We start from the raw sequence: 20272 nt of genomic DNA on the forward strand, positions 1-20272 counted from the left end.
CCCCTCCTCAGTGGTGGTGGATGTAGCGGGCAAACGCGGGGCCGTAGACGCGGCTGAGCATCTCCGGCGCCAGGGCCGCCTCAGGGGATCCCTGACAAATCAGGGAGCGGTTGAGACACAGCACGCGGTCACAGTAGCGGGACACCATCTCTAGGTCGTGGGAGACCTGCAGGATGGTCCAGCCCAGGGAGCGGCGCAGCTCTTCCAATAGCCGATAGAACTCCCCTTCGCTGAGGCTATCTAGACCAGCGGGAGCCTCGTCCAGCACCAGCAGCCGCCGCGGCCAGACTAGACAATAGGCCAACAGCACCCGCTTCAGCTCGCCGCCGCTCAGTTGACCCAGGGGCTTAGAGGCCAGGTGCAGAGCCTCGGCCCGTTGCAAGGCTTTTTTGACGGCCTCCTGCCGAGCAGCTCGCTGCTGCCAGGGCCAGCGGGGCCTAAGGGATCCCCAGCCCAGGGCAACAAACTCCGCCACTGTTAGGGGGAGGGCGGGGTTGAAGTGCAAGCGCTGCGGCACATAGGCAAGCTGCTGCCGCACTTTCTGGGGCAAGTACCCTGACAGGCGCAGCGGCTCCCCTAGGATCCAAACCGAGCCGCATTGGCGGGGCAGGATGCCCAAGATGGCCTGCACCAAGGTGCTCTTGCCGGCGCCGTTGGGGCCAACAATGGCCGTATGGGATCCCGCCGCCAGCTCAAACGAGACATTCTGCACCGCCAACTGGGATCCCCGATAGACCGTCAGTCCCTCCACCCGCAGGACAACCTCGCCAGAATGGAAGCTCATCGCCCCCTCGCCAGCAGGTGTTCGAGAGCAGTCTGACCCACCAAGGGCAACTGCAGGGGAACCCAGGCCTTCTCTTTCTCGAAGGCGGAGACTAGGTTTTCCACGTTCTGCCGCAGGATGGTTAGGTAGTACTCCGGCTCGATCCCCTCTGGGCCAGCGGTTTCGAGGGGATCGAACACGCGGACTTGTACCCCCAGATCCCGGGCCAAGACCTCAAAGGGGTTGTCCTTCCCCACTTGTGGCTCCACCAGGATTGTCTTTAGGCCCGACTGCCGCACCGTCTCCATCACCCGGCGCACATCTTCCGGAGAGGGGCTGGCTTCCGGGATCTCCACCAGGAACTCCGCTTCGAGGTTGTAGCGCTCGGCAAAGTAAGGGGCAAAGTTGTGGAAGACCACAAACTTTCTGCCGGCAAAGGGGGCCAAGCGCTGCTCGATTTCCTTATCCAAAGCCTCCAGTTGCTGGATAAAGGCAGCGGCGTTGGCGCGGTAGGTCTCTGCCCCTTCTGGATCGACAGCAATGAGGCCATCGCGAATATTTTCCACCTGCCGGATGGCTCGCCTGGGATCTAGCCAGATGTGGGGGTTCAACTTGCCGTGAGAGTGCCCGTGACCATGAGAATGGCCATGGCCGTGGCTGTGACCATGTGAATGGCCATGGCTGTGGGAGTGGCCATGCTCTGGCTCCTGGGTCTGCAAAGTCGGGATCCCTTGGCTGCTGTCAATGATGCGCAGCTTCGGATTGCCGGCGTTGGCAATCAATCCCTCCAAAAAGGTCTCCATTCCCAACCCGTTGATCACCAGCACATCCGCCTGGGACAGCAGGCGCGCATCCTCGGGTCGGGCCTGAAAGTCGTGGGGCCCCATCTGGGGAGGGATCAGGGGCGTTACCTCAGCCCGCTTCCCGGCCACGGCGCGGGTAAATTGCGTTATCGGCAGGATTGTGGTCACCACCTGCGGGGGGGTGGATCCCTGCTGGGCCTGGGACTCTTCTTGGCGCATCTGCAAGGTGCCTAGGATCCCGACCGAGAGGGCCGCCACCAGCGAGGCCAGTGATCGCAGGGGTCGGGCCGAACGCAGAGAGTTATTAGCCATGAGCCCTAACACCTCACGAGACAACAGAGACAGCAGCGTCGGAAGCGCCTGACTTCTGGAAAGCCAAGGCCCGCTGCTGCAGCAGCGAAAACATGCTCACCAGGCCGTTGCTGCGGGAAGGGCTAAGGCTGAAGTTGAGGCCCATTTCCCGCACAAACTCCAGGGAAACCCCCAAAATTTCCTCTGGTGCTGAGCCACTTAGCCCCTCCACCAAAACGGCCACCAAGCCCTTGACCAACTGGGCATCGGCATCTCCCTGGATGTAGACCTTGCCGTCCCTTAGCTCGGTGGCCAGCCACACCCGCGAAGCACAACCCCGCACGAGATTCTCCTCTGTTCGCTGGGAATCGGGGAAAGGGGGCAGGCGCTTGGCATAGGCCAGCAGCAACTCGTACTTCTGACGAGAGGTTTTGGCCTTTTGAAAGCGCCCGACAATCTGCCGCAGAGCTTCGGGCATCAACCCACTTGCCTGAATGAGAATGATAATCAAAAGTCATCGTAGCACGCGGCTTGGGGAGCCCAAGGGGTTGGCGCGGGAGGAAACAACTACCGCACTGAGCGGTAGCCGCCCCTTACTCCCCTGGGCGAGAGGACTAGTTGCCAAAGCTGGCTGGCGCGGGCCTTGAAGCTGCCGGCACTCATCAGCAGGTAAAGCTTCCACATGCGGCGAAAGCGCTCGTCGTAGCGACCAGCCAGTTGGGGCCATGCCCGCTCAAAATTGGTGTGCCAAGCTTTTAGGGTGGCCACGTAGTTGGTCCCAAAGTTGTGCCAGTCTTCTAGGACAAACAAGCCCTCGAAAGCCGCTGTTATCTGCCGAGGCGAGGGGAGCATCGAGTTGGGAAAAATGTAGCGCTCAATCCACGGATCCCGCCCCTGGTAGGCAACGTTGGTGCCGATGGTGTGGAGAAGAAACAAGCCATCCTCTTTGAGAAGGCGACGGGCTACCTGCATAAATGTTCGGTAGTTGCGGTAGCCCACATGCTCAAACATGCCCACAGAAAGGATCCGATCAAACTTTCCCTGCGTCTGGCGATAGTCTTCCAGCCGGATCTCTACCGGTAGGCCGCGGCAGCGTTCGCTGGCTAGCCTGGCCTGCTCTTGCGAGACGGTGATGCCCACCACCTGCACACCGTAGCGTTCGGCCAGGTACTGTGCCGTGCCGCCCCAACCACAGCCGATGTCGAGCACGCGCATGCCGGGCTGGAGATCCAGCTTGCGGGCAATGAGATCTAGCTTGGCTTCCTGGGCTTCGTCGAGGGTTTGTGCCCCCCCATCCCAATAAGCACAGCTGTAGATCTGGCGGCGATCCAGCATGGCTTCGTAGAGGTCATGGCCAAGGTCGTAGTGGCGCTGGCCAACCACAAACGCTCCCTTACCCCGCTGGCGGTTGATGAGGCGACTGTCCAGGGCAAGCAGGAGCCGAACTGGCCAGCCCACTCGCTCGGCTGCCTGACTGGTGAGGAGACGACAAACCAGCTCATCAATAGCCTCGCAATCCCACCACCCCTCCAGGTAGGCCTCGCCAAAGCCCAGGGATCCATAGAGCAAGCAGCGCAGGTAAAGCCGCTCGTCGTGGACTTGCAGATCCCAGGGCCGCGAGCCATTGACGGCTATATCGGCAGCCTCCAAAAGCCTAAGTCCATAGCTGCGCGCCAGCCGATGCCAGAGGCTGAGGCCTTTCCCCATTCCCAGAACCCCCCTGCGCCTGGAAAGCCTAGTAAAGGCAACTAGACATTAAAGCGTAGCCTCTCTAGCGCGTTTCCAATTGTTGCCAATTGTTTCCAAGGGATCCTGCGAACGGAGAACCTCCAACCTCTTGGTGAAGAAGGAGTAGGAGGACAAATTTCTAGGGATCCCCCCGAAGGGGGAACCTGAGGTGCAGAACGCCTGCACCTACTTTAACCTGCTGTTTCCAATTTCTAGGGATCCCCCCGAAGGGGGAACTCGAAAGAGTAAGGACAGAGATTATGTACCTACTCGAGTTTCCAATTTCTAGGGATCCCCCCGAAGGGGGAACGCAACCTACTAAGATGTACACTCCGGGGAGCCCCGGAGAGGGAGTTTCCAATTTCTAGGGATCCCCCCGAAGGGGGAACACTACCCCTATTAAACCCAAGCGGGGCAAGGAATGCAAGACCCATTTGCGAGGGGGTCGGTCGAAGACGGCAAAAAAGGGCCTGGAAGAGGGGGGGCAAGAGGCCTGAAAGCCTTGTGGGGCAAGGCATCGAGCGGGTCAACGAAAGAATCGGCCTTTGCGGGATTTGGCGAGGCGCTCGCAGAGCTGCTGATACCATTTTTGTGTGCTTTCGAGAACATCAAGTACTTAGGTAGGGGGAAAGTTGCCTGAGCTACACGATGACCGAGCCAGGGGGTGCAGTTAAAGGGGGTTCACCCCAGATTTCCACTTGATCGAGGGCGTGGCTGGTGAGGGGATAGAAGCGGACGCTGTCTTCGTTAGGCTTGATCCTTTTTCGGAGCCGTAGCTTGAGCTCCTCGAACTTGTCCCTGTTGAGGACGCACTCGAAGACACTGTACTGCACCCGCTTGCCGTAGCCTTCTAGCAAGTCCGCAATTTTCTTGCGGCGCTTGTCACAGGGGGTATCGTAGGTAACAACATAAAGAAACATCAGCGAATCCGGTAAGGCTGATACAAGTCTTGAGGATTATAGACGGACTGCTTAAACTTCTTAACCTGCTGTGTTAGCAAATCCCAGCGGGGCTGATCCCCATCGGGGGTTTGGATGGATCCCTCCATTCTCTGGAGAAAAGCTTTGAGGTATTTCTTTCTGCCAGCATCGTTGAGAAAACAGCCCCCATCTCGATACTCGAAGTCTTCTTGGATATCCATAACACCGCTATTGACAAGCCACAGTACCAGGGAGTCCACAATAGGCGCTCGAAACTCTTCCAGCAAATCGGAAACCAGAGCAGCGTGGCGTTCACTGCTGGCATGTAGGCAACCTTGATAGGGATCCAAATCTTGCAGCTCAATCAAGGTTAATAGGTGGTTCCAGAGCACCATGTAGCCAAAGCTAAGCATGGCATTGACTGGATTGGTGGGTGGTTGTCGGGTGCGCTTGAGCAAAACAAATCCTTTTTGTTGTAAGCAATTGCCCAGTTCCGGGAAATACAGGGCTGCGCCGATCCCTTCAATGCCGCGCAGTTGATCTAGAGACTTAGCCTGCAGAGCTTGCTCAGCCAGATGTTCCAAGCTGCGCAGGGTTAGATCCCCAGTTTCGCTGGGGCGCTGCCTAAGTTGCCGCATTAACAACACGCGGCTATTGAGGAGCTTAGCTCGCACTATCTGGGCTGCTGTTTGCAACCGCCATGCCTCAGAGAGTGCCTGTTGCCAATGGGCCAAGCGGCGGTAGCCCCTTTCAATGGGAATGAGGCGACCGTAGCAATAGCCGAGCCGGGAGAGATAGGCAATGGGAAGATTGCGCTTCAAGCACTCTCTTACAACATCGGTAGTCACCTGAGAGCGGCCGAAGATTAACGATTCTGGCCTATCATCGTGGAGTCTGCCATTTGCCGGGCAACCGTTCTCGGCCAAGGGGATCCAAGTGAAGATAGCGCTGTTGCAACTCAACTACACCGTTGGCGATCTCAGCGGCAATGCTGAACGCATCCGTGCGGCGGTCGAGGCAGCGGCGGCTGCAGGAGCGGAGCTGGCCATTACGTCTGAGCTGGCCCTGTTGGGGTACCCACCCCGGGATCTGCTGCTCTATCCAGCTCTCATCGAGAGGGCCGGCCAAGTTTTGCAGCAGTTGGCCGCCCGGCTGCAGGAGAGCATTCCGGTGGTGGTGGGATCCGTGCAGTCTAACCCTCTGCCGGAGGGGCGGCCCCTCTACAATGCGGCAGCCTGGCTGGAAAGGGGGCAGATCCGCCACTGGTTTCAGAAGTCGCTCCTGCCCACCTACGATGTCTTCGACGAGGATCGCTACTTCGAGCCGGGATCCCCGCCCCCGCCCATTGAGTACCGGGGCCGCCGACTGGGCTTTACCATCTGTGAAGACATCTGGAACGACCGCGACTTCTGGCAGCACCGCCGCTACCACCGCGATCCAGTAGAAGAGATGGCCCGCTGCGGCGCCGATTTGCTGATTAACCTTTCCGCCTCCCCTTTTAGCTTGGGCAAGCAAAAATTGCGGGTGGAGATGCTGGGATCCCTAGCCCGCAAGCATGCCCTGCCCATCCTCTATGTCAACCAGGTGGGAGGCAACGACGACCTCATCTTTGACGGGGCCAGTTGCGCCCTAGATTGCCGCGGCCGGCTGGTGGCCCAAGCCGCTGCTTTTGCGCCGGATCGGCTCATCGTGGATGTGGAGGCGCTGCTCCATCCCCGTGATGAGGAACCCAGCCCGCCGGAATCCCGCTGGCCAACAGAGCCGGAAGCGGAGCTCTACGAAGCCTTGGTTTTGGGCACCCGCGACTACGTCAGCAAATGCGGCTTTCGCGAGGTGTTGCTGGGCCTGTCGGGAGGGATCGACTCGGCTGTTACTGCCGTCATTGCCGCCGACGCCCTAGGGCCAGAGCGGGTGCTGGGAGTGCTCATGCCCTCTCCCTATTCCAGTCCCGGCAGCCTGACGGACGCCTACCAACTGGCGCAAAACCTAGGGATCCCGACCCTAAAGCTGCCCATTCACTCGATTATGGAGAGCTACCACCATCTCCTGGCCGAGCCTTTTGCTGGCCTCCCCCCCGACATCACCGAAGAGAATCTGCAGTCCCGCATCCGCGGCACCCTACTCATGGCCCTCTCCAACAAGTTTGGCCGGCTGCTTTTGACCACGGGCAACAAGTCGGAGCTGGCGGTGGGCTACTGCACCATCTACGGGGATATGTCCGGCGGCTTGGCGGTGATCTCCGATGTGCCCAAAACCTGGGTCTACCGCCTGGCCCGCTGGATCAACCGCCACCAGGAGCGGATCCCTCTTCCCATCCTCACCAAGCCCCCCTCGGCAGAGCTGCGGCCGGACCAGCGAGATAGCGACAGCCTACCCCCCTACGACGTGCTGGACGCCATCCTGCAGCGGCACATTGAACAGCACCAATCCGCTGCCGAGCTGGTGGCCCAAGGGTTTGATGCCGATACTGTACAGCAGGTGCTGCGGCTGGTGCAAAATGCCGAGTTCAAGCGCCACCAAGCCCCTCCGGGACTGCGGGTTACCGACCGGGCTTTTGGCACCGGCTGGCGCATGCCCATTGCCAAACGCCAGGAAGGGATCAGCTAGAAACCGCAGGGGCCCCGCCTTCTACCCGTAGGGTCAGGGCCAGGAGGAATGCCGCATAACGTCGATTGGGGCTGAAGGTAAACCAGTCCAGAGGCTCGCGGTTGGCTTGCCAACTGCAGGGCTACCAAAAGTCTGCTTAGTTGGAGGCAGGTGGTTTACTTGATTTTGCCCTCGCTCCCCCCTCTCCTTGAGGGAGAGGGGGGTTGCCGCAAGCCAAGTTTCTAGATCAGCCCCAGCCAGGAGGCGACGCCTTGGCCGGTCACCGCCTCGATGACAATGGCCAGGACAAAGCCAATCATGGCTGCGCGACCGTTGAGACGCTCGGCATATTCGTTAAAGCCAAACTTGGGCTCAGACAGGTTGGGGTTGGACATAGGAACCTCCGCTGGGTGCTCTGGGGCAAATCTGGAAGAACGCTCCCTGCCCTTTAGTATAGTTTGCATTTCTTCATAATTGCAAGAAGACGATTAGGCAACCGTTGACACTCCCCCGGTCGGGGGATGCTTACGCAGTCCACAGTTGGACTCGTAAAGGCGCTGTCAAGACGCCCCTAGACCGTTCCTAGAGACAAAGCCTCAAGGTTCCGCTTACTGACTGGCTTTCGGCACTGCCCGGGTTTTTCAGGGGGGTAGGTGCACTCAAGTCGCTCGAAGGCTTTTCTGCCCCCCAGTAATCGCGCTAGCGGGACGAAGGGCTACCAAGCTACTCTGCTGTGTTCCTCCCCTTAGCCCAGAACGGCAGGGATCCCTGTTACAAAAGTTCGGAAATCGCAGCCGTCCCACCGACTAGGGTAATCTGAAGTGCAGGTCAACGGAGAAAACCCCTATGGCGATTCAGCGTGGTGCCAAAGTCCGTGTGTTGCGGAAAGAATCCTACTGGTATCGGGATGTGGGGACGGTGGCAGCGGTGGATACCAGTGGCATCCTCTACCCGGTGATCGTCCGCTTTGACAAGGTTAACTACTACAACATCAACACCAACAACTTCCGCGAGGACGAGCTGGAGGTGGTGGAAGAGCCCAAGCCCAAAGCCAAAGCTACCTCTGCCAAGTAAACCCAGCTTTCGGCCTTCTTGTTCTGTGCCCGAGCTGCCCGAGGTTGAAACCGTCAGGCGGGATCTGCAGCGCCTTACTCTAGGTCTGCGCATCCTGGCGGTGGAGGTGCTTCTCCCTCGCACCGTGGCCTACCCTGGCAAAGAGGAGTTTGAGCAGGGGCTGGCTGGCACCTGTTTGACCCAGTGGCAGCGGCGAGGCAAGTATCTCTTGGGATCCCTGGACTCCGGAGCGGTTCTGGGTGTGCATCTGCGCATGACCGGGCAACTGCTCTGGGTTCAGGGATCCGCGCCTTTGCCGGTTCATACTCGCGTCCGGCTGCGCCTAGAGCAGGGGTGGGAGCTGCGCTTTGTTGATCTGCGCACCTTTGGCCAGATGTGGCTGGTGCCCGCCGGGGTGGAGCCGGAGACGGTGATCCCCGCCCTGCAGAGCTTGGGACCGGAGCCGCTGTCGCCGGCCTTTTCAGAAATCTATTTCCAAGCTGCTTTGCAGAAGAGCCGCCGCCCCATCAAAACTGCCCTGCTGGATCAGGGCCTGGTGGCGGGGGTGGGCAACATTTACGCTGATGAGGCCCTGTTTTTGAGCGGCATTCACCCTTTGACGCCCGCCTCGCAGCTTTCCGACGCTGCCAAAAGCCGCCTGCGGCAAGCTTTGATCGAGGTGTTGCGGGTTGGGCTGGAGCAGCGGGGCACCACCCTGCGCGATTACCGGGATCTGCGTGGGCTCAACGGCAACTATCAAGGTCAAGCCTGGGTGTACGGTCGGGAAGGGGATCCCTGCCGCCTCTGTGGCACCCCCATTCAGCGGCTTAAACTGGCGGGCCGCTCAGCCCACTTTTGCCCCCGCTGCCAGCCGCCCCCAGGCCAGGTGGCAACTGGATGGCGGATCCCCCGCAAGCAGCTATAGTTCTAGATTGATCCCCAGCTCCCCTCTCCCAGAGGAGAGAGGCCGACGGTGAGGGAGGGATCCCGGTGAAAAAGATGGCATGGCCCCAGTTTTGGGTCGGTCTCCTCGGCGGGGTGGTCGGGATCCCGGCACTTCCTGTTTTTGCTCAACTGGAGCTGGATGCCCAACTGGGCCGATCCCAAGTTGTTGCCCCCAGCAAAGATTGCCCCGCCTGCGACCTAACGGGAGCGGAGCTGCCAGGCGTGGATTTGCGGGGGGCCAACCTCAAAGAAGCCATCCTCAAGCAGGCCAACCTGCAAGCTGCCGACCTCTCCCAGGCAATCCTCAACTTGGCCGATTTGCGCGGCGCCAACCTGAGCAGCACGGATCAGGGCGGGGCCTTTCTGTGGGAAGCGGATCTCAGGCAAGCCAACCTGCAGCAGGCCAATCTCACAGGGGCTAACCTTCAGGTAGCCAACCTCAGCGGTGCCGATTTGCGCGGGGCCATTCTCGCCGGCGCCGACCTGACAGGAGCCAACCTAATCCAGGCCGATCTGCGCGGGGCCGACCTGCGGGGAGCTTTTCTGGAGGGAGCCGATCTAACTGGCGCCTTGTACAACGCCCAGACCCAACTGGATCCCACCTTTAGCCCCAGCGCCCACGGCATGGTCTTTGTGAAAAACTAGCTCTCTCCCCCTGGAAGAGGGATCGGGGGTGGTGGCGTTAGCGGCGCGGAGCGCTTGGGCTAGCTCCCTTTTTGGGCAGATTAAGCTTAGCTCTCTCCCTGGCCGGGATCCCCTGCCATGAGTTCCCCTGTGCGAGTTCTGATTGCCGACGACCATCCCCTATTTCGGCTGGGGCTAAAGTTTGCCCTGCAAGCGCAAGGATTTGAGGTGGTGGCCGAAGCGGAGACGGGATCCCAGGCCGTTGAGTACTGCCGCCACAACCCTCCCGAGGTGGCCATTTTGGATGTGCGCATGCCGGATGGAGATGGGATCCTGGCCTGCCAGCAGATTGTTGAGCTGGGCCTGTCGGTGGTGGTGGTGATGATGACCACCTTTCAGGAGCCGGCCCTGATCGAGGCGGCGCGACGAGCGGGGGCCAAAGGCTACCTCTCCAAAGAAACTGACCCGGCGGAGCTGGCCCGCGTTCTTCGCCAGATCTTGGCCAACCCCGACCAAGACTGGCTGCCTGCTTCCCAAGAGTTGCCCAAGCTTACCCCCCGCGAGCTCTGTGTGTTGCAACTGATGAGCCAAGGCTTGGCCAACAAGCAGATTGCCCGCCGCCTGGGCCTCAGCGTGGAAACCGTGAAAGAATACGCCAGCACTGCCTACCGCAAGCTGGGCGCCACCGACCGTGTCACTGCTCTGCTCAAGGCGCAACAACTGGGAATTCTCTAAGTACAGAGCCCCTATCCTCCTCCCCTCTCCCTGAGGGAGAGGGGCCGGGGGTGGTCGCGTGAGCGGCGCGGAGCGCTTGGGCAGTCCGGCGTTTCCCCCCAGAGGTGGGGATGCCTGCAATCGGGATCCCTTGCATACTGTTGCTATCCTGGTAGCCTTTACCCGCGTACGGCTATGTCTGCTCCTTCTCCGCTGTTGCTCAAGCTTGCCCTGCGTCTGCTTGGCTCTCTGAAGATCCCGGTGGATCGGCGCAGGATCCGCGAGCGCGGCTTTGTTCTACCGGTCGCCATCTTGATTGTGCTGGTGTTGAGCTTGGTAACGGTGGGCCTGCTTACCCGCTCCACCCAGCGCAATATCCAAACCCAGGTGGAACGGGCGGGGCAGACGGTTAGTCGACAACTAAACGCCGCCATCGACCGGGCGCGGGCCAAGATTGACTACCTGCTGCGGGATCCCCGCCTGCCCGCCGGCACCCCTACTGATGCCCAACTTGCCGCGGCCTTGATTAACGACGGGGCGGAAGGGCTGCTCCCGCGGGATGAGAACGAGCCCTACATCCTCCCCGATGAAACCCAGTTCATAATTAGAACCGAAATTGAGGTGGAGGATCCCAACAACCCCGGGCAAACCCTGCCTGTACCGGTACGGGCGCCGGCCTGGTGGTTTTTGGTGGACACCGACAACAACGGCGTCAACGACTCTGTAACTGCCTACACTATTCTCAACACGCGTCGGGCTGCTGGCGCTGGCTTTGAGGACAGCCGGCTAACGGATACGGAGCGGGCGCGGCGCCTGATGATCCGCAGTGGCCCTCTGCAAGGGTCGGCTCTGGGCGCTTGTACCGACAACCCCGCCGAGCAGACCGCCAACCCCAACGTGGGAGACTGGTTCCAGGTGGGATCGGCGCTGTACAAGCCTTTCCAAGTCTTTGCCGTCACCTTGCCCATTCAAGGCGCCGACTCCACCACCCGCGCCATCTCGGCTTTGCAGTTCCAGCAGGATCGGAAGCGGGATCTCCTCAACAAGTGGGGGGCCTTCAGCCGCAGTGACCTGGAGTTCTTCTTCACTCCCCCCTACAACTGGAACGGCGCCATCTACACCGGCGGCAGCCTTTTCTTCCGCTATCGCTCCACCAACTCGTTCCGGGCTTTCACCATCAGCTCGGAGCAATCCTGCTTCTACATGCCTGTAGATAACTCGGAGATTACTGCCTTCGGAGAGCTGGTGGCAGGGGCTATTGGTTACGCTGGCCAGGAGGTGAGCGATAGCCTGGTTTTCGATGTGCACTCCGGCGAGCAAGACGTAGCACCGAGGGTGTCGGTCAGTCTAAACAACCTGAACTTTGACTCGGTGCAAAACGGGGTGGAGCCGGAGAGTGTGGCCCTGGATCCGCTGGAGCTCCACCTTTTCGGCCGCATACGCACCCGAGGAAATTACCAGCAAGACGCGGCTGGATGGGCGGCTTCTCCTCTCAACGCCAAACGGGAGCCCAACCCCGGACGGATCAAGGCCGGCGGTTTTCAGGCCGGTTCCGACCAGGTCTGCCCGCCCTACGTGGACGATGTCTATCGGGCCGACAACCGCTTTGGGCCCAAGGCCAGCTACGAGCGTCCACCCGTGACGCCTGACCCGCAGAAGGGCTGCAACGTGCCCACCTTTGCCGAAAAGTTCAACAACGCCAAGGCAGGTGACCGGATCCCGTCTGAGGCCAAAAATGAGCTGGGCGAATCCCTCACCGAAGACAACCCACCCCAAGGCGCGCTTGCCGAGGTGGGGCTGGATGGCTACTGGGAGCGGCGGGCCCGCGTGGAGGGCCTGCGGGTGATCGTGGGGCAGCGCCTGGAGCTGACCCGCACCGACTCTTTGCCCTTGCCGCTGGTGCCTGATGGTGATCCCAATGATCCCACTAAGCTACAGGCCATTTTCATCAGCAACGAGGCGCGGCAACGCCTAACCCTGCGGGATAACCCGGCGGCGGTGCAGGCCACGGCGGTTTACCACTACAGCCACCAAGATGGGCGCTTCCCTATCGCCTGCCTGGCCACGGTGGCCCACCCCGGCACCCCTTGGAGCTTGCGGCGGGCTTCCACCTTCCCTGCCGGCGATCAGACCAATCAACTGGGCATCAACTTCTTCACCGGCCAGGGCACCAACGTCTGGGAATATGACCCTGCGCCGATGCAAGAGCGGCTGCAGCCTGGCACGCCCCTGTGGACGGCGCTAACCAACCTGGCCAATTTTGCCGGTGACCCCGACGGGGCCTATCCGCCCAGGCAGGAGCCGGGCCGCATCCACCCAGATCCGTTCATCACCGCCTTTGGCAACTTCTCCGAGCTGCGGCGGGTGATCGACACAGTTAACAGAGGCACCCCCGTCGATCAGCTCAGCCTGGCCGACCAGACCACGCTGCAGACGGCGGGCTGCATGTTGGGCATGCTGGCCGACAACATTCTACGGATTGAGGCTGCAGAAGCTCGTGGAGATCGATTTGCTCAGGATCTCCTACGAGATATCAATGATAGCCGTGACGGAGACACTAACGGCGATCGCCAAATCTTGGATAGACTTGATAGCCAGCGTGCTTATCTCCCGCTGCGCTACATCTTCCCCACCAGCAACTTTGACGAGAATGATCCCATAGAGAGGGCGCGGCGGGAAGCGTACCCCTGGCTGCCGGCTGCCACCTACCAGGCAGTAACCGACCTCGAGCAAGTGGCTCTTCGGCCTCGCTCCACCATCAACGACTGGCGTTTGCCCCATGCCGCTGCCACTTGCCCCAGCAGCACCCTACTCGGTGGCAACCATCCCAACAGCAACCAGATGGAGCTGATCCAGGTCGGCAACCAGTGCCGTCGCGTGCCCTTCAAAGATTCGGTGTTTTACGATGGCCGCGAGGCAATGGCGGTGCGGGCCCTCAACATCGACCTGGCTCTTTTGACCAACAACGTCCCGGGCCAGGCCAACGGCTTGATCAACGGAGATACTTGGCTGCCTGCCGGCGTGCAAGAAGGCCGCGAGGGGGGTATTTTCTACGCCTTCCGGGAAGATGCGGTGCGAGAGGATGCCATTGCCCGCCCGCCTTTGACCAACTTCGCCGCCTATCAAACTGCCTGGCAAGCGGCAAACGCCCGCGGCACCCTTCCCTTCATCATGAATGCCGGTCAGCCTGGTCGCAACCAACCGGTCGGCGATCCGCCTGTTTCCGATCAAGGCCTCAGTCCCAAACCGGTGGACTACTACCCCGATCCGGATCGGCGGCCCTATGGCTTCCGGCTGCGCAATGGGGCAGTGCTGGCCCGCGGCGGGTTTAACCTCGATGAAGCCGTCTTTGGCCTCTCCTTTATTTCCGACAACCCCGTCTACATTCAAGGGGACTTTAACCTGCACCAGACGAGGCGAGGCGAGCGGCTGGAAGAGTTCAAGACTCTCCTCGACTTCGGATCAGACGGCCTTTACAGCAACTTCTACCGGCGACTCCGGAGGGATGAAGACCGGCGCTTTGCCCGGGCAGCGGAAGATCTCTGGCGGCCTACTGAGATCATAGGCGACTCGATCAATATCCTCTCCGCCGATTTCTGCGATGGCAGCATTGACGATGGCTTTGTCCAGGATGGCACCCTCAATGGCGGCGGCAGCAGCTTTGTAGCCAACCGCGACTACCAGGGCAACCCACAGCGGGCCTCGGCTCCTCGCCGCAACGACTACTACGGCTGCAGCGGGCCAAACCTCGGGGCCAACACCTCCTTCCTCAACCAGGCGCTGGTGATCCGGGGCAACAACTGGCCGGCTCCGGATCCGAATAACAATGGCGCTGGTGTCCTGCGCTTCGACAATACCGGCGGGGCCCAGAACCTGGGCGACAACACCAACCAGCCCGGCTGGCCGGATGTGTTTGCCCGCGACACCCTCTTTGCCCGCCGCGACAGCCCCAATCCTAACTCCAATGAAGCCGACTGGACAGTAGGTCGGGGCGTGCCGGCGGAGCGGCAGTTGCGGGCGCCAGATAGGGACTATGCCGACTTCGGCGTGCGCATCTCCGCCCTGGGCAACCCGGTGCTGGATACCTCCCGCTGGGTGATGGTGGCTCCCATCGGGCCCTGCCCGAACCCTGGCGGCGCTGGCCTGCTGGCCGAGTACTACAACGGCTGGATCACCAACCCGCGGGATCAGTACAACCGCAACACAGCGTTTGCCATCACTAACGATAAAGACCGTTTGCTCTTAACTGATCCTGAAAACCTGCGCTACCTGCGGGCGGTGCGCTGGCCGGATCCGGTGTTCCCGGCCCAGGGGGTGCCGGAGGCCATCGGTCAATACAACAACGGCTATACCAGCAGTGCGCCGAGCTGTCCCACGACCAACTTGGACAGCGCCAGCAACGACCAGCGCTGGGCCTGCGTGCGCAACGCTATCAGTAACGCTATCAGTAATGACGGTGGCACCGTCAATCCAAGCAGCTTTGCCCGCAGCGGCCCTGGTTTCCCCTCGTGGGGTGGCTTCCAGTACCAGTTCGGTAGCAGCACGTCCCGGGATTCAAGGTCTCCCTTCAAGCGGATGCTGTACAACAATTTCCCCACTTGCAATGGCTCTTTGTCTGACATCCTGCAGCCCCTTTGCCGCCTGTCGGTGCCGATTCTCGCGCCGCCAAATCTTTGGGATTGGGAGCGGGATTGGGAGCCTAAGCCACCTTTCATCCCGCCTGATCCTAGTCCGGATCACCGGGATCGCGGCGACTGGTTCTGGATGCCCAGTTGCGGAGAGCCAGACGGCAACAACGGCCTGCCGAACGCGCCCATCGATGCGGATGACATCGGCTATTCCTATGTGCCTGTCGGCAACCCTCGCATTGGATACAACTTCAATCCCCCCAACAATGGAACTACAAGGTTCGAATTCAAACCCAACCAGTTCAACTTCCTACGCTCCTGCTGGCGGCGCAGAAACGGTGGATCCGGCAGTGGCAACAACAACGGCAACGATTTCTTCGTCGTCCGCTGGGTAGGGGAGCTCTATCCCCGCTGGCCGGGCCTGCAGAGCTACCACATCCTCAATGGTGATGATGGCGTGCGGCTGATCATCCGGCGCAACCCCAACTACAACCCTCCCAACCCCGCGGAGCCACCCACCTTCATCAACCACGGCGTTTCGAACGGCACTCCCCTCAGCCTAGGGCCGAACGCGGCAGGTGCCGAAGCCTGGTCAGATGGCGGCGGCAAGCAGTTCACCCTGCGCCTGGAGCTGGACTGCGCGGATCCATCCCAGCCCTCGCCCTACTTGGTGGAGATCCAGACCTATGAAAATAGCGGCAACGCTAGTGTGCGCTTTGCTACCCGCGATGGCAGCGATCAGGAAAACTATGACCTGCGCTACCTGAAGCCGCTGCCGCCGGAGAACAAACCTTGCCTGCCGAGCGGAACTCCAGCGAATAATCAGGCTCTCTGCTCCAACCCGACGCCGACGCCCACGCCGACGCCAACCCCAACGCCGACGCGGACACCGACGCCAACCCCCACGCCGACGCGGACACCCACGCCGACGCCAACACCTCCTCCTATCGAAACCTTTGTGCCGGATGCTCCCGGCAAGAGCCCCTTGGGCGAGTGGATGGCGGCCAAGCCCAACACGGTGGAGCTGCGCCCGGTGGGCGAAGTTCAAGCCGAGCCGGAGCCGGAGACGATCAGCGTCCACGACGTGGCCCAGGCTGCCGATGAAGGCGTAACCATTGCCCTGGAGCCGCGGCTTTCGCCGGTGCTGGAGGTAAAAGCAGGGGTGCCCAAGCCGCCCAAGTGGCCCAACCCTGCCGAAGCCCTGCAGGCCGCCTTCAACTGGATCTTCGGCGAGCCGGCCCACGCCGCCCGCAACGGCCTGAGGAGCAACTTGCTGCTCCTCCAGATCGCCAACCCCAGCAAAGAGCCGGGCATCCGCCCTGCTGAAAGCGACGCTCCAGAGATTCCTGGCAACCCGGAGCAGGCTCCAGGCACCAAGGACTGGGCACGGTGGCTGCGGCGCCGGTTGCTCGACGAAAAACAGAAGCCAACCGTCCGCTGCGACTCTGAAGAGAACATCGGCCCCGATGGCGGCTTCTGGGTGCCGGGCGTGTTCCGCCCCAACTTCAACGACCGCTTCCGCTACGAGGCCTACACGGGCCGCAGCCGCCCCAGCACGTTGCGTACCAATGACGGCAAAGATCCCACATTCACAGATCTCAACAAGAATGGTGTCCTGGATCCAGGCGAGCCTACTAATGTAGTGGACCGGGATCCGCTGTTTGGGGTGAATTTGATTCCTGAAAACCCAGGGAACCCAATTCAACTGGAAATCCAACCCCAAATGGCGCTCAACCCCTACGCTCGGGTGAAAAATGCTACGGCGCAAGCTTACGCCACCACATCCACCTATCTGGACGGCTACTACATCGACCATAGGGGCAGCGAAGACATCCGCAACGGCCTGTGCTTCTACGTCAAGCCCAACGGCAACACCATCCAGGTACAGGTTGACCGGGATGGCGGCAACGGCAATAAACCCGAGTGGGTGGATGTAGAGCCCTTTACCCTGGATCTGAACAGGCCCACCACGGGCTTTGCTGGCGACAACCCGGTGCTGGGCGTGATCCTGGACGAGGTGACGCGGCGACCTATTCCCATTCCTCGCTTCCAAGAGCTGGCCTCAACTGATGTGAACCAGCGTCGCCGCAACGAAGACGGCAGCCAAAACTGGCAACTGCAGCCGGCCCGAGAGACGCGGGTCAACGCGGTGGCCGTTAGCGGGGTGCTCCCGTCGCGGCTGCATCAAACCGCCGGCGGCATGCACAACTTCCTACGCCTCAATGAGATGTGGAGAGGTACCAACCTCTTCTTCAGCGGCTCGATGATCCAGCTCAACTACAGCACCTATGCCACCGGCCCCTTCCTGCAGCACAGCTTCGAGCCGCCCAACCTGGTGCAGGATTCAACCTTTGTGCGCGGCTACGACTACTACTTCCCACCTCGTCGCCGCTTCGGCTACGACGTGGGCCTGCAGATTGCTCGCCGCCCTGGCGCTGTCTCCAGCCGCTTCCAATTCCCCTCCAACGCGCGCACAGAGTTCCTGCGGGAGCTGGATCCACAAGATCCGTATGTGCGGCGGCTGCGCTGCGCGCTCCAGAATCAGCCGGATGTGCCGTTGGATCCGTCTGCCCAGATTGGCGGCTGCAATGAGTTCAACTGATATTGACCCGTCCCGTCAGGGGTAGATTCAAGGTAGGGGCGAAATAGGGAGGGATCCATGGGCAAGGGTCGGCTTCGGTGGCAACTGGCAGCAGAGGGCTTTACCCTCATTGAGGTGTTGGCTTCGGTGGTAATCGTGGCCTTGGCCATGGCCGCCCTAGCCCCCACCCTCACGGTGATTGCCTACCGGCGGGCCATGAGCGAGCGGGTGGAGCTGGCCAACCGCCTGGCCCAGGAGGAGGTGGATCGCATCCGCACCCTGGTGGATATCGAGCTGTCGGCTGCTCCAAAGGCTTTTCAGGCTCCGGAGCAACAGGCTCGTCTGCCCAAAGTGGGAGAAGACCCGCTGGCCAACACCCCACCCCCTGACGAGATGCCCGCCGATGCAAATGACGGTAACTACACGCACAAAGACAACTATTCCCTTCGCCTGGCGCAAGTTCAAGTGCCGGGGCGGAATCCGGAAGAATACGTCATCCAAACCTTCCGCGATGAGGGAGCGCCCTGCATCGACCGCCGTGAAAACAGGGTCATTCAGGGAGTGCCCTGCAGCTTTCGCCTAGGCGTGCGGGTTTACCACCGCTTTTCTTTTGATCCAAACACGCGCCAAGCGCTGCCTGGATTGAGAACGGAGCCAGCCTCGGCCAACCAAAACTTGGCCAATGCCGATGTCTGGCTCTTTCCCCTGGCCACCTCCTTTGTAGAAATTAACCCCGCTGCCAACTTGGGAGATGTTTGCCGGCAGATAGCCCGGCACATTCGCAGAGATGAGGAGGATCGGGATCCCATCGAGAGGTGCCAGGCTTTCCCCCTGCCTGTCGATCCTGTTGAAAACCTGAGGTAGAGCCTGAGTTCCTGCCCGCAAACCTGTTGCAAGATGGGGGTGTTGCCCTATGTTGTTCAAGATCTTTCGCCGCCGAGCCAGCAGAGGGTTTACCCTCATCGAGCTGTTGGTCTCGCTGCTGATTGCCTCCATCTTTCTCCTGGCCACCGCCATGATCGTCATCGAGACGATGCGGCTGGATCGGGAAGAGACGGGCCGCACCCAGGTGCAGGCGGAGCTAACCCAGGCCATGGAATTTATCCAGCAGGATCTGGCAGAAGCTCTCTACATTTACAACGACACCGAACAGCCCAACGGCGACGGGATCCCAGATGTTATCCAGCGGCTTTACGAGCCAGGCTGGATCCGCCGCCCCGATGATGCTATCCCGGTTGTTGCCTTTTGGAAGCTGGAACCGATCCCGCGGGGATGCTACGAGGGCAACCCCACCTTGCAACAGGTTCGCGAAGGCCGTGCTACCTTACCTGCCCAACCACCTGCTGGGTTCCCGCTCACAAACGGCAAAAATGCGGATTGGGACACGCTGGTCAGCCGCCGCGGCATCTACACCCTGGTGGTGTACTACCTGCGCCGCAACTACAACAACGCCGGCAACCCAACAGGGGACACTCCCTGGGAAGGCAACGCGCGGATCGAGCGTTTTGAGTTACGCCCCCTCAACACTCAGGGTCAAAATGACTGCGCTGGGCGCAGCCCGTTCTTTGTTGAAGATCCCGATCCGTTCCGGGAAGGTTTCCTTGCGTGGCCTTCCGAGCAGGCCCGAGCACGCCAGATCCCCATTGCCAGCAGGGCGGATGGCCCCCGCCTGATAGCTCTGGTCTCCAACATCTTCAGCAGCCGGGAGGGGAGTCCGCAGGTTGCACCCGCTTGCCCGCAGGGCTATGCCTTTGGCGGTGGCAAACCCAACGGCGTCACCTTCTCAGGGTTGGCAGATAACCAGAACGACGTGGGCTTCTACGTCTGCGTGCGGCGCAGCCCCGGCGCCGACCGACCCCAGGATGTGATCATCAACATCGTGGCCACGGCCATGGAGCGGGCCAACCCCGGCCTCTTCCGCCGCTATATCCAGGATGCCACCAGCGTCGATATCTCAGAGGTGTCGCGCTACCTGCTGCCGCTGCAAACTCGGGTTCTTGCCCGCGGTGTTATCAACCGTCCACTCTCCTAGGGGGAATGTCCACCATGTTGGCCTTGGAGAAAAAAACCATTGGCCCGACGCGGCCGCTTCGATCCCAGGGCTTCACGCTGATAGAAGTCCTGGCGGTGGTGGTCATTATCGGCATTCTGGCCGGGCTGGCCGTCCCTTCCGGGATCAACATCTGGGCGCGCATCCAATTGGAGGACGCGCAAAACAAGGTGGAGCGAGCCCTGCGCACTGCCCGCACCAACGCCAGAGCCTCTCTTCAAGGCCGCGCTTGGGTGGTTGAAATCGATAACTCAGATCCAAGTGTCCCCACGCTGGTAATCCAAGACGAGGAAGGCCATTGCGATGAGCCGATCCCGTGCCAGCGGGTGCGCCTGAATAATTTTGTAACTGTAACTAGTACCTTTGCCAACGAAAGAGGGAGGGCTGTTTTCGACTCGGAAGGGCGGGCGCGTCAGCTGGGGCGCTTTGTGGTTAGCAGCACCTACTCCCAGGGGGAAAACCGCTGCGTGGTGGTGAGCACTTTGATCGGCACTCTCCGCAAGGACAACAGGCCAGAATGTGGCAACGTGGCCAACGAGGCAGAGGAAGGATAGTTGGGGTAGGATAGTCAGGCTGCCGATCCCAG

The 20272-nt window shown here is 60.9% G+C and carries 16 protein-coding genes; 9 read left to right on the forward strand and 7 right to left on the reverse strand.

Features of this window, described 5'->3' with window-relative positions:
- Positions 1–7: 7 nt before the first annotated feature.
- The 6 genes from NW830_RS05870 to cas1 all read right to left on the reverse strand — a co-directional run bounded on the left by NW830_RS05870 (position 8) and on the right by cas1 (position 5467).
- Positions 8–784 carry a metal ABC transporter ATP-binding protein gene (locus NW830_RS05870; protein ID WP_414362348.1) on the reverse strand — a complete coding sequence of 259 codons (777 nt, stop codon included), beginning with the start codon at positions 782–784 and terminating at the stop codon, positions 8–10.
- The gene (locus NW830_RS05875; RefSeq protein WP_414362349.1) at positions 781–1878 is read right to left on the reverse strand and encodes a metal ABC transporter solute-binding protein, Zn/Mn family; all 1098 of its coding nucleotides are present in this window, start codon (positions 1876–1878) and stop codon (positions 781–783) included. The genes NW830_RS05870 and NW830_RS05875 overlap by 4 nt, the downstream gene beginning before the upstream one ends.
- A gap of 13 nt (positions 1879–1891) precedes the next feature.
- Positions 1892–2335 (reverse strand): SufE family protein, encoded by a 444-nt coding sequence (locus tag NW830_RS05880; RefSeq protein WP_414362350.1) that lies wholly within the window; start codon positions 2333–2335, stop codon positions 1892–1894.
- Between the two features lie 89 nt (positions 2336–2424).
- Positions 2425–3564, reverse strand: a complete 1140-nt coding sequence (cfa, locus tag NW830_RS05885) for a cyclopropane fatty acyl phospholipid synthase (protein ID WP_414362351.1) — start codon at positions 3562–3564, stop codon at positions 2425–2427.
- A 662-nt stretch (positions 3565–4226) separates the two neighbouring features.
- Entirely contained in the window at positions 4227–4505 is a 279-nt protein-coding gene (gene cas2 / locus NW830_RS05890; RefSeq protein ID WP_414362352.1) for a CRISPR-associated endonuclease Cas2, read from the reverse strand.
- Positions 4505–5467, reverse strand: a complete 963-nt coding sequence (cas1, locus tag NW830_RS05895) for a CRISPR-associated endonuclease Cas1 (RefSeq protein WP_414362353.1) — start codon at positions 5465–5467, stop codon at positions 4505–4507. The genes cas2 and cas1 overlap by 1 nt, the downstream gene beginning before the upstream one ends.
- Between cas1 and NW830_RS05900 the strand changes: the two genes are divergently transcribed.
- Positions 5442–7112 carry an NAD+ synthase gene (locus NW830_RS05900; protein WP_414362354.1) on the forward strand — a complete coding sequence of 557 codons (1671 nt, stop codon included), beginning with the start codon at positions 5442–5444 and terminating at the stop codon, positions 7110–7112. The genes cas1 and NW830_RS05900 overlap by 26 nt on opposite strands.
- A 221-nt stretch (positions 7113–7333) precedes the next feature.
- Here the strand turns inward: NW830_RS05900 and NW830_RS05905 are convergent, their stop codons facing one another.
- Positions 7334–7486, reverse strand: coding sequence for a chlorophyll a/b-binding protein (locus NW830_RS05905; RefSeq protein WP_011429120.1), 153 nt, complete (start codon positions 7484–7486; stop codon positions 7334–7336).
- A 451-nt stretch (positions 7487–7937) separates the two neighbouring features.
- On the opposite strand from NW830_RS05905, the gene NW830_RS05910 reads away from it, so the two are divergent.
- The 8 genes from NW830_RS05910 (at position 7938) to NW830_RS05945 (ending at position 20240) form a co-directional block, all read left to right on the forward strand.
- A complete protein-coding gene (locus NW830_RS05910) occupies positions 7938–8165 on the forward strand; it encodes a photosystem I reaction center subunit IV (protein WP_414362355.1) in 228 nt (75 codons plus the stop codon).
- A gap of 25 nt (positions 8166–8190) precedes the next feature.
- The gene (locus NW830_RS05915) at positions 8191–9069 is read left to right on the forward strand and encodes a DNA-formamidopyrimidine glycosylase (RefSeq protein WP_414362356.1); all 879 of its coding nucleotides are present in this window, start codon (positions 8191–8193) and stop codon (positions 9067–9069) included.
- Between the two features lie 74 nt (positions 9070–9143).
- Entirely contained in the window at positions 9144–9734 is a 591-nt protein-coding gene (locus NW830_RS05920; RefSeq protein WP_414362357.1) for a pentapeptide repeat-containing protein, read from the forward strand.
- A gap of 117 nt (positions 9735–9851) precedes the next feature.
- Complete coding sequence (locus NW830_RS05925; RefSeq protein WP_414362358.1) at positions 9852–10448, forward strand: response regulator; 597 nt, start codon at positions 9852–9854, stop codon at positions 10446–10448.
- A gap of 174 nt (positions 10449–10622) precedes the next feature.
- Complete coding sequence (gene hpsA / locus NW830_RS05930; protein ID WP_414362359.1) at positions 10623–17657, forward strand: hormogonium polysaccharide biosynthesis protein HpsA; 7035 nt, start codon at positions 10623–10625, stop codon at positions 17655–17657.
- 57 nt (positions 17658–17714) lie between these two features.
- Positions 17715–18500 carry a prepilin-type N-terminal cleavage/methylation domain-containing protein gene (locus tag NW830_RS05935; protein ID WP_414362360.1) on the forward strand — a complete coding sequence of 262 codons (786 nt, stop codon included), beginning with the start codon at positions 17715–17717 and terminating at the stop codon, positions 18498–18500.
- A gap of 49 nt (positions 18501–18549) precedes the next feature.
- Positions 18550–19668 (forward strand): type II secretion system protein J, encoded by a 1119-nt coding sequence (locus NW830_RS05940; protein ID WP_414362361.1) that lies wholly within the window; start codon positions 18550–18552, stop codon positions 19666–19668.
- Positions 19669–19673: 5 nt separating this feature from the next.
- Positions 19674–20240 carry a Tfp pilus assembly protein FimT/FimU gene (locus NW830_RS05945; RefSeq protein ID WP_414362362.1) on the forward strand — a complete coding sequence of 189 codons (567 nt, stop codon included), beginning with the start codon at positions 19674–19676 and terminating at the stop codon, positions 20238–20240.
- The last annotated feature ends 32 nt before the right edge of the window (positions 20241–20272 follow it).

Origin of the sequence: Synechococcus sp. OH30 (genome assembly GCF_047462175.1) — a bacterium.
In the GTDB taxonomy this organism is placed as follows: domain Bacteria; phylum Cyanobacteriota; class Cyanobacteriia; order Thermostichales; family Thermostichaceae; genus Thermostichus.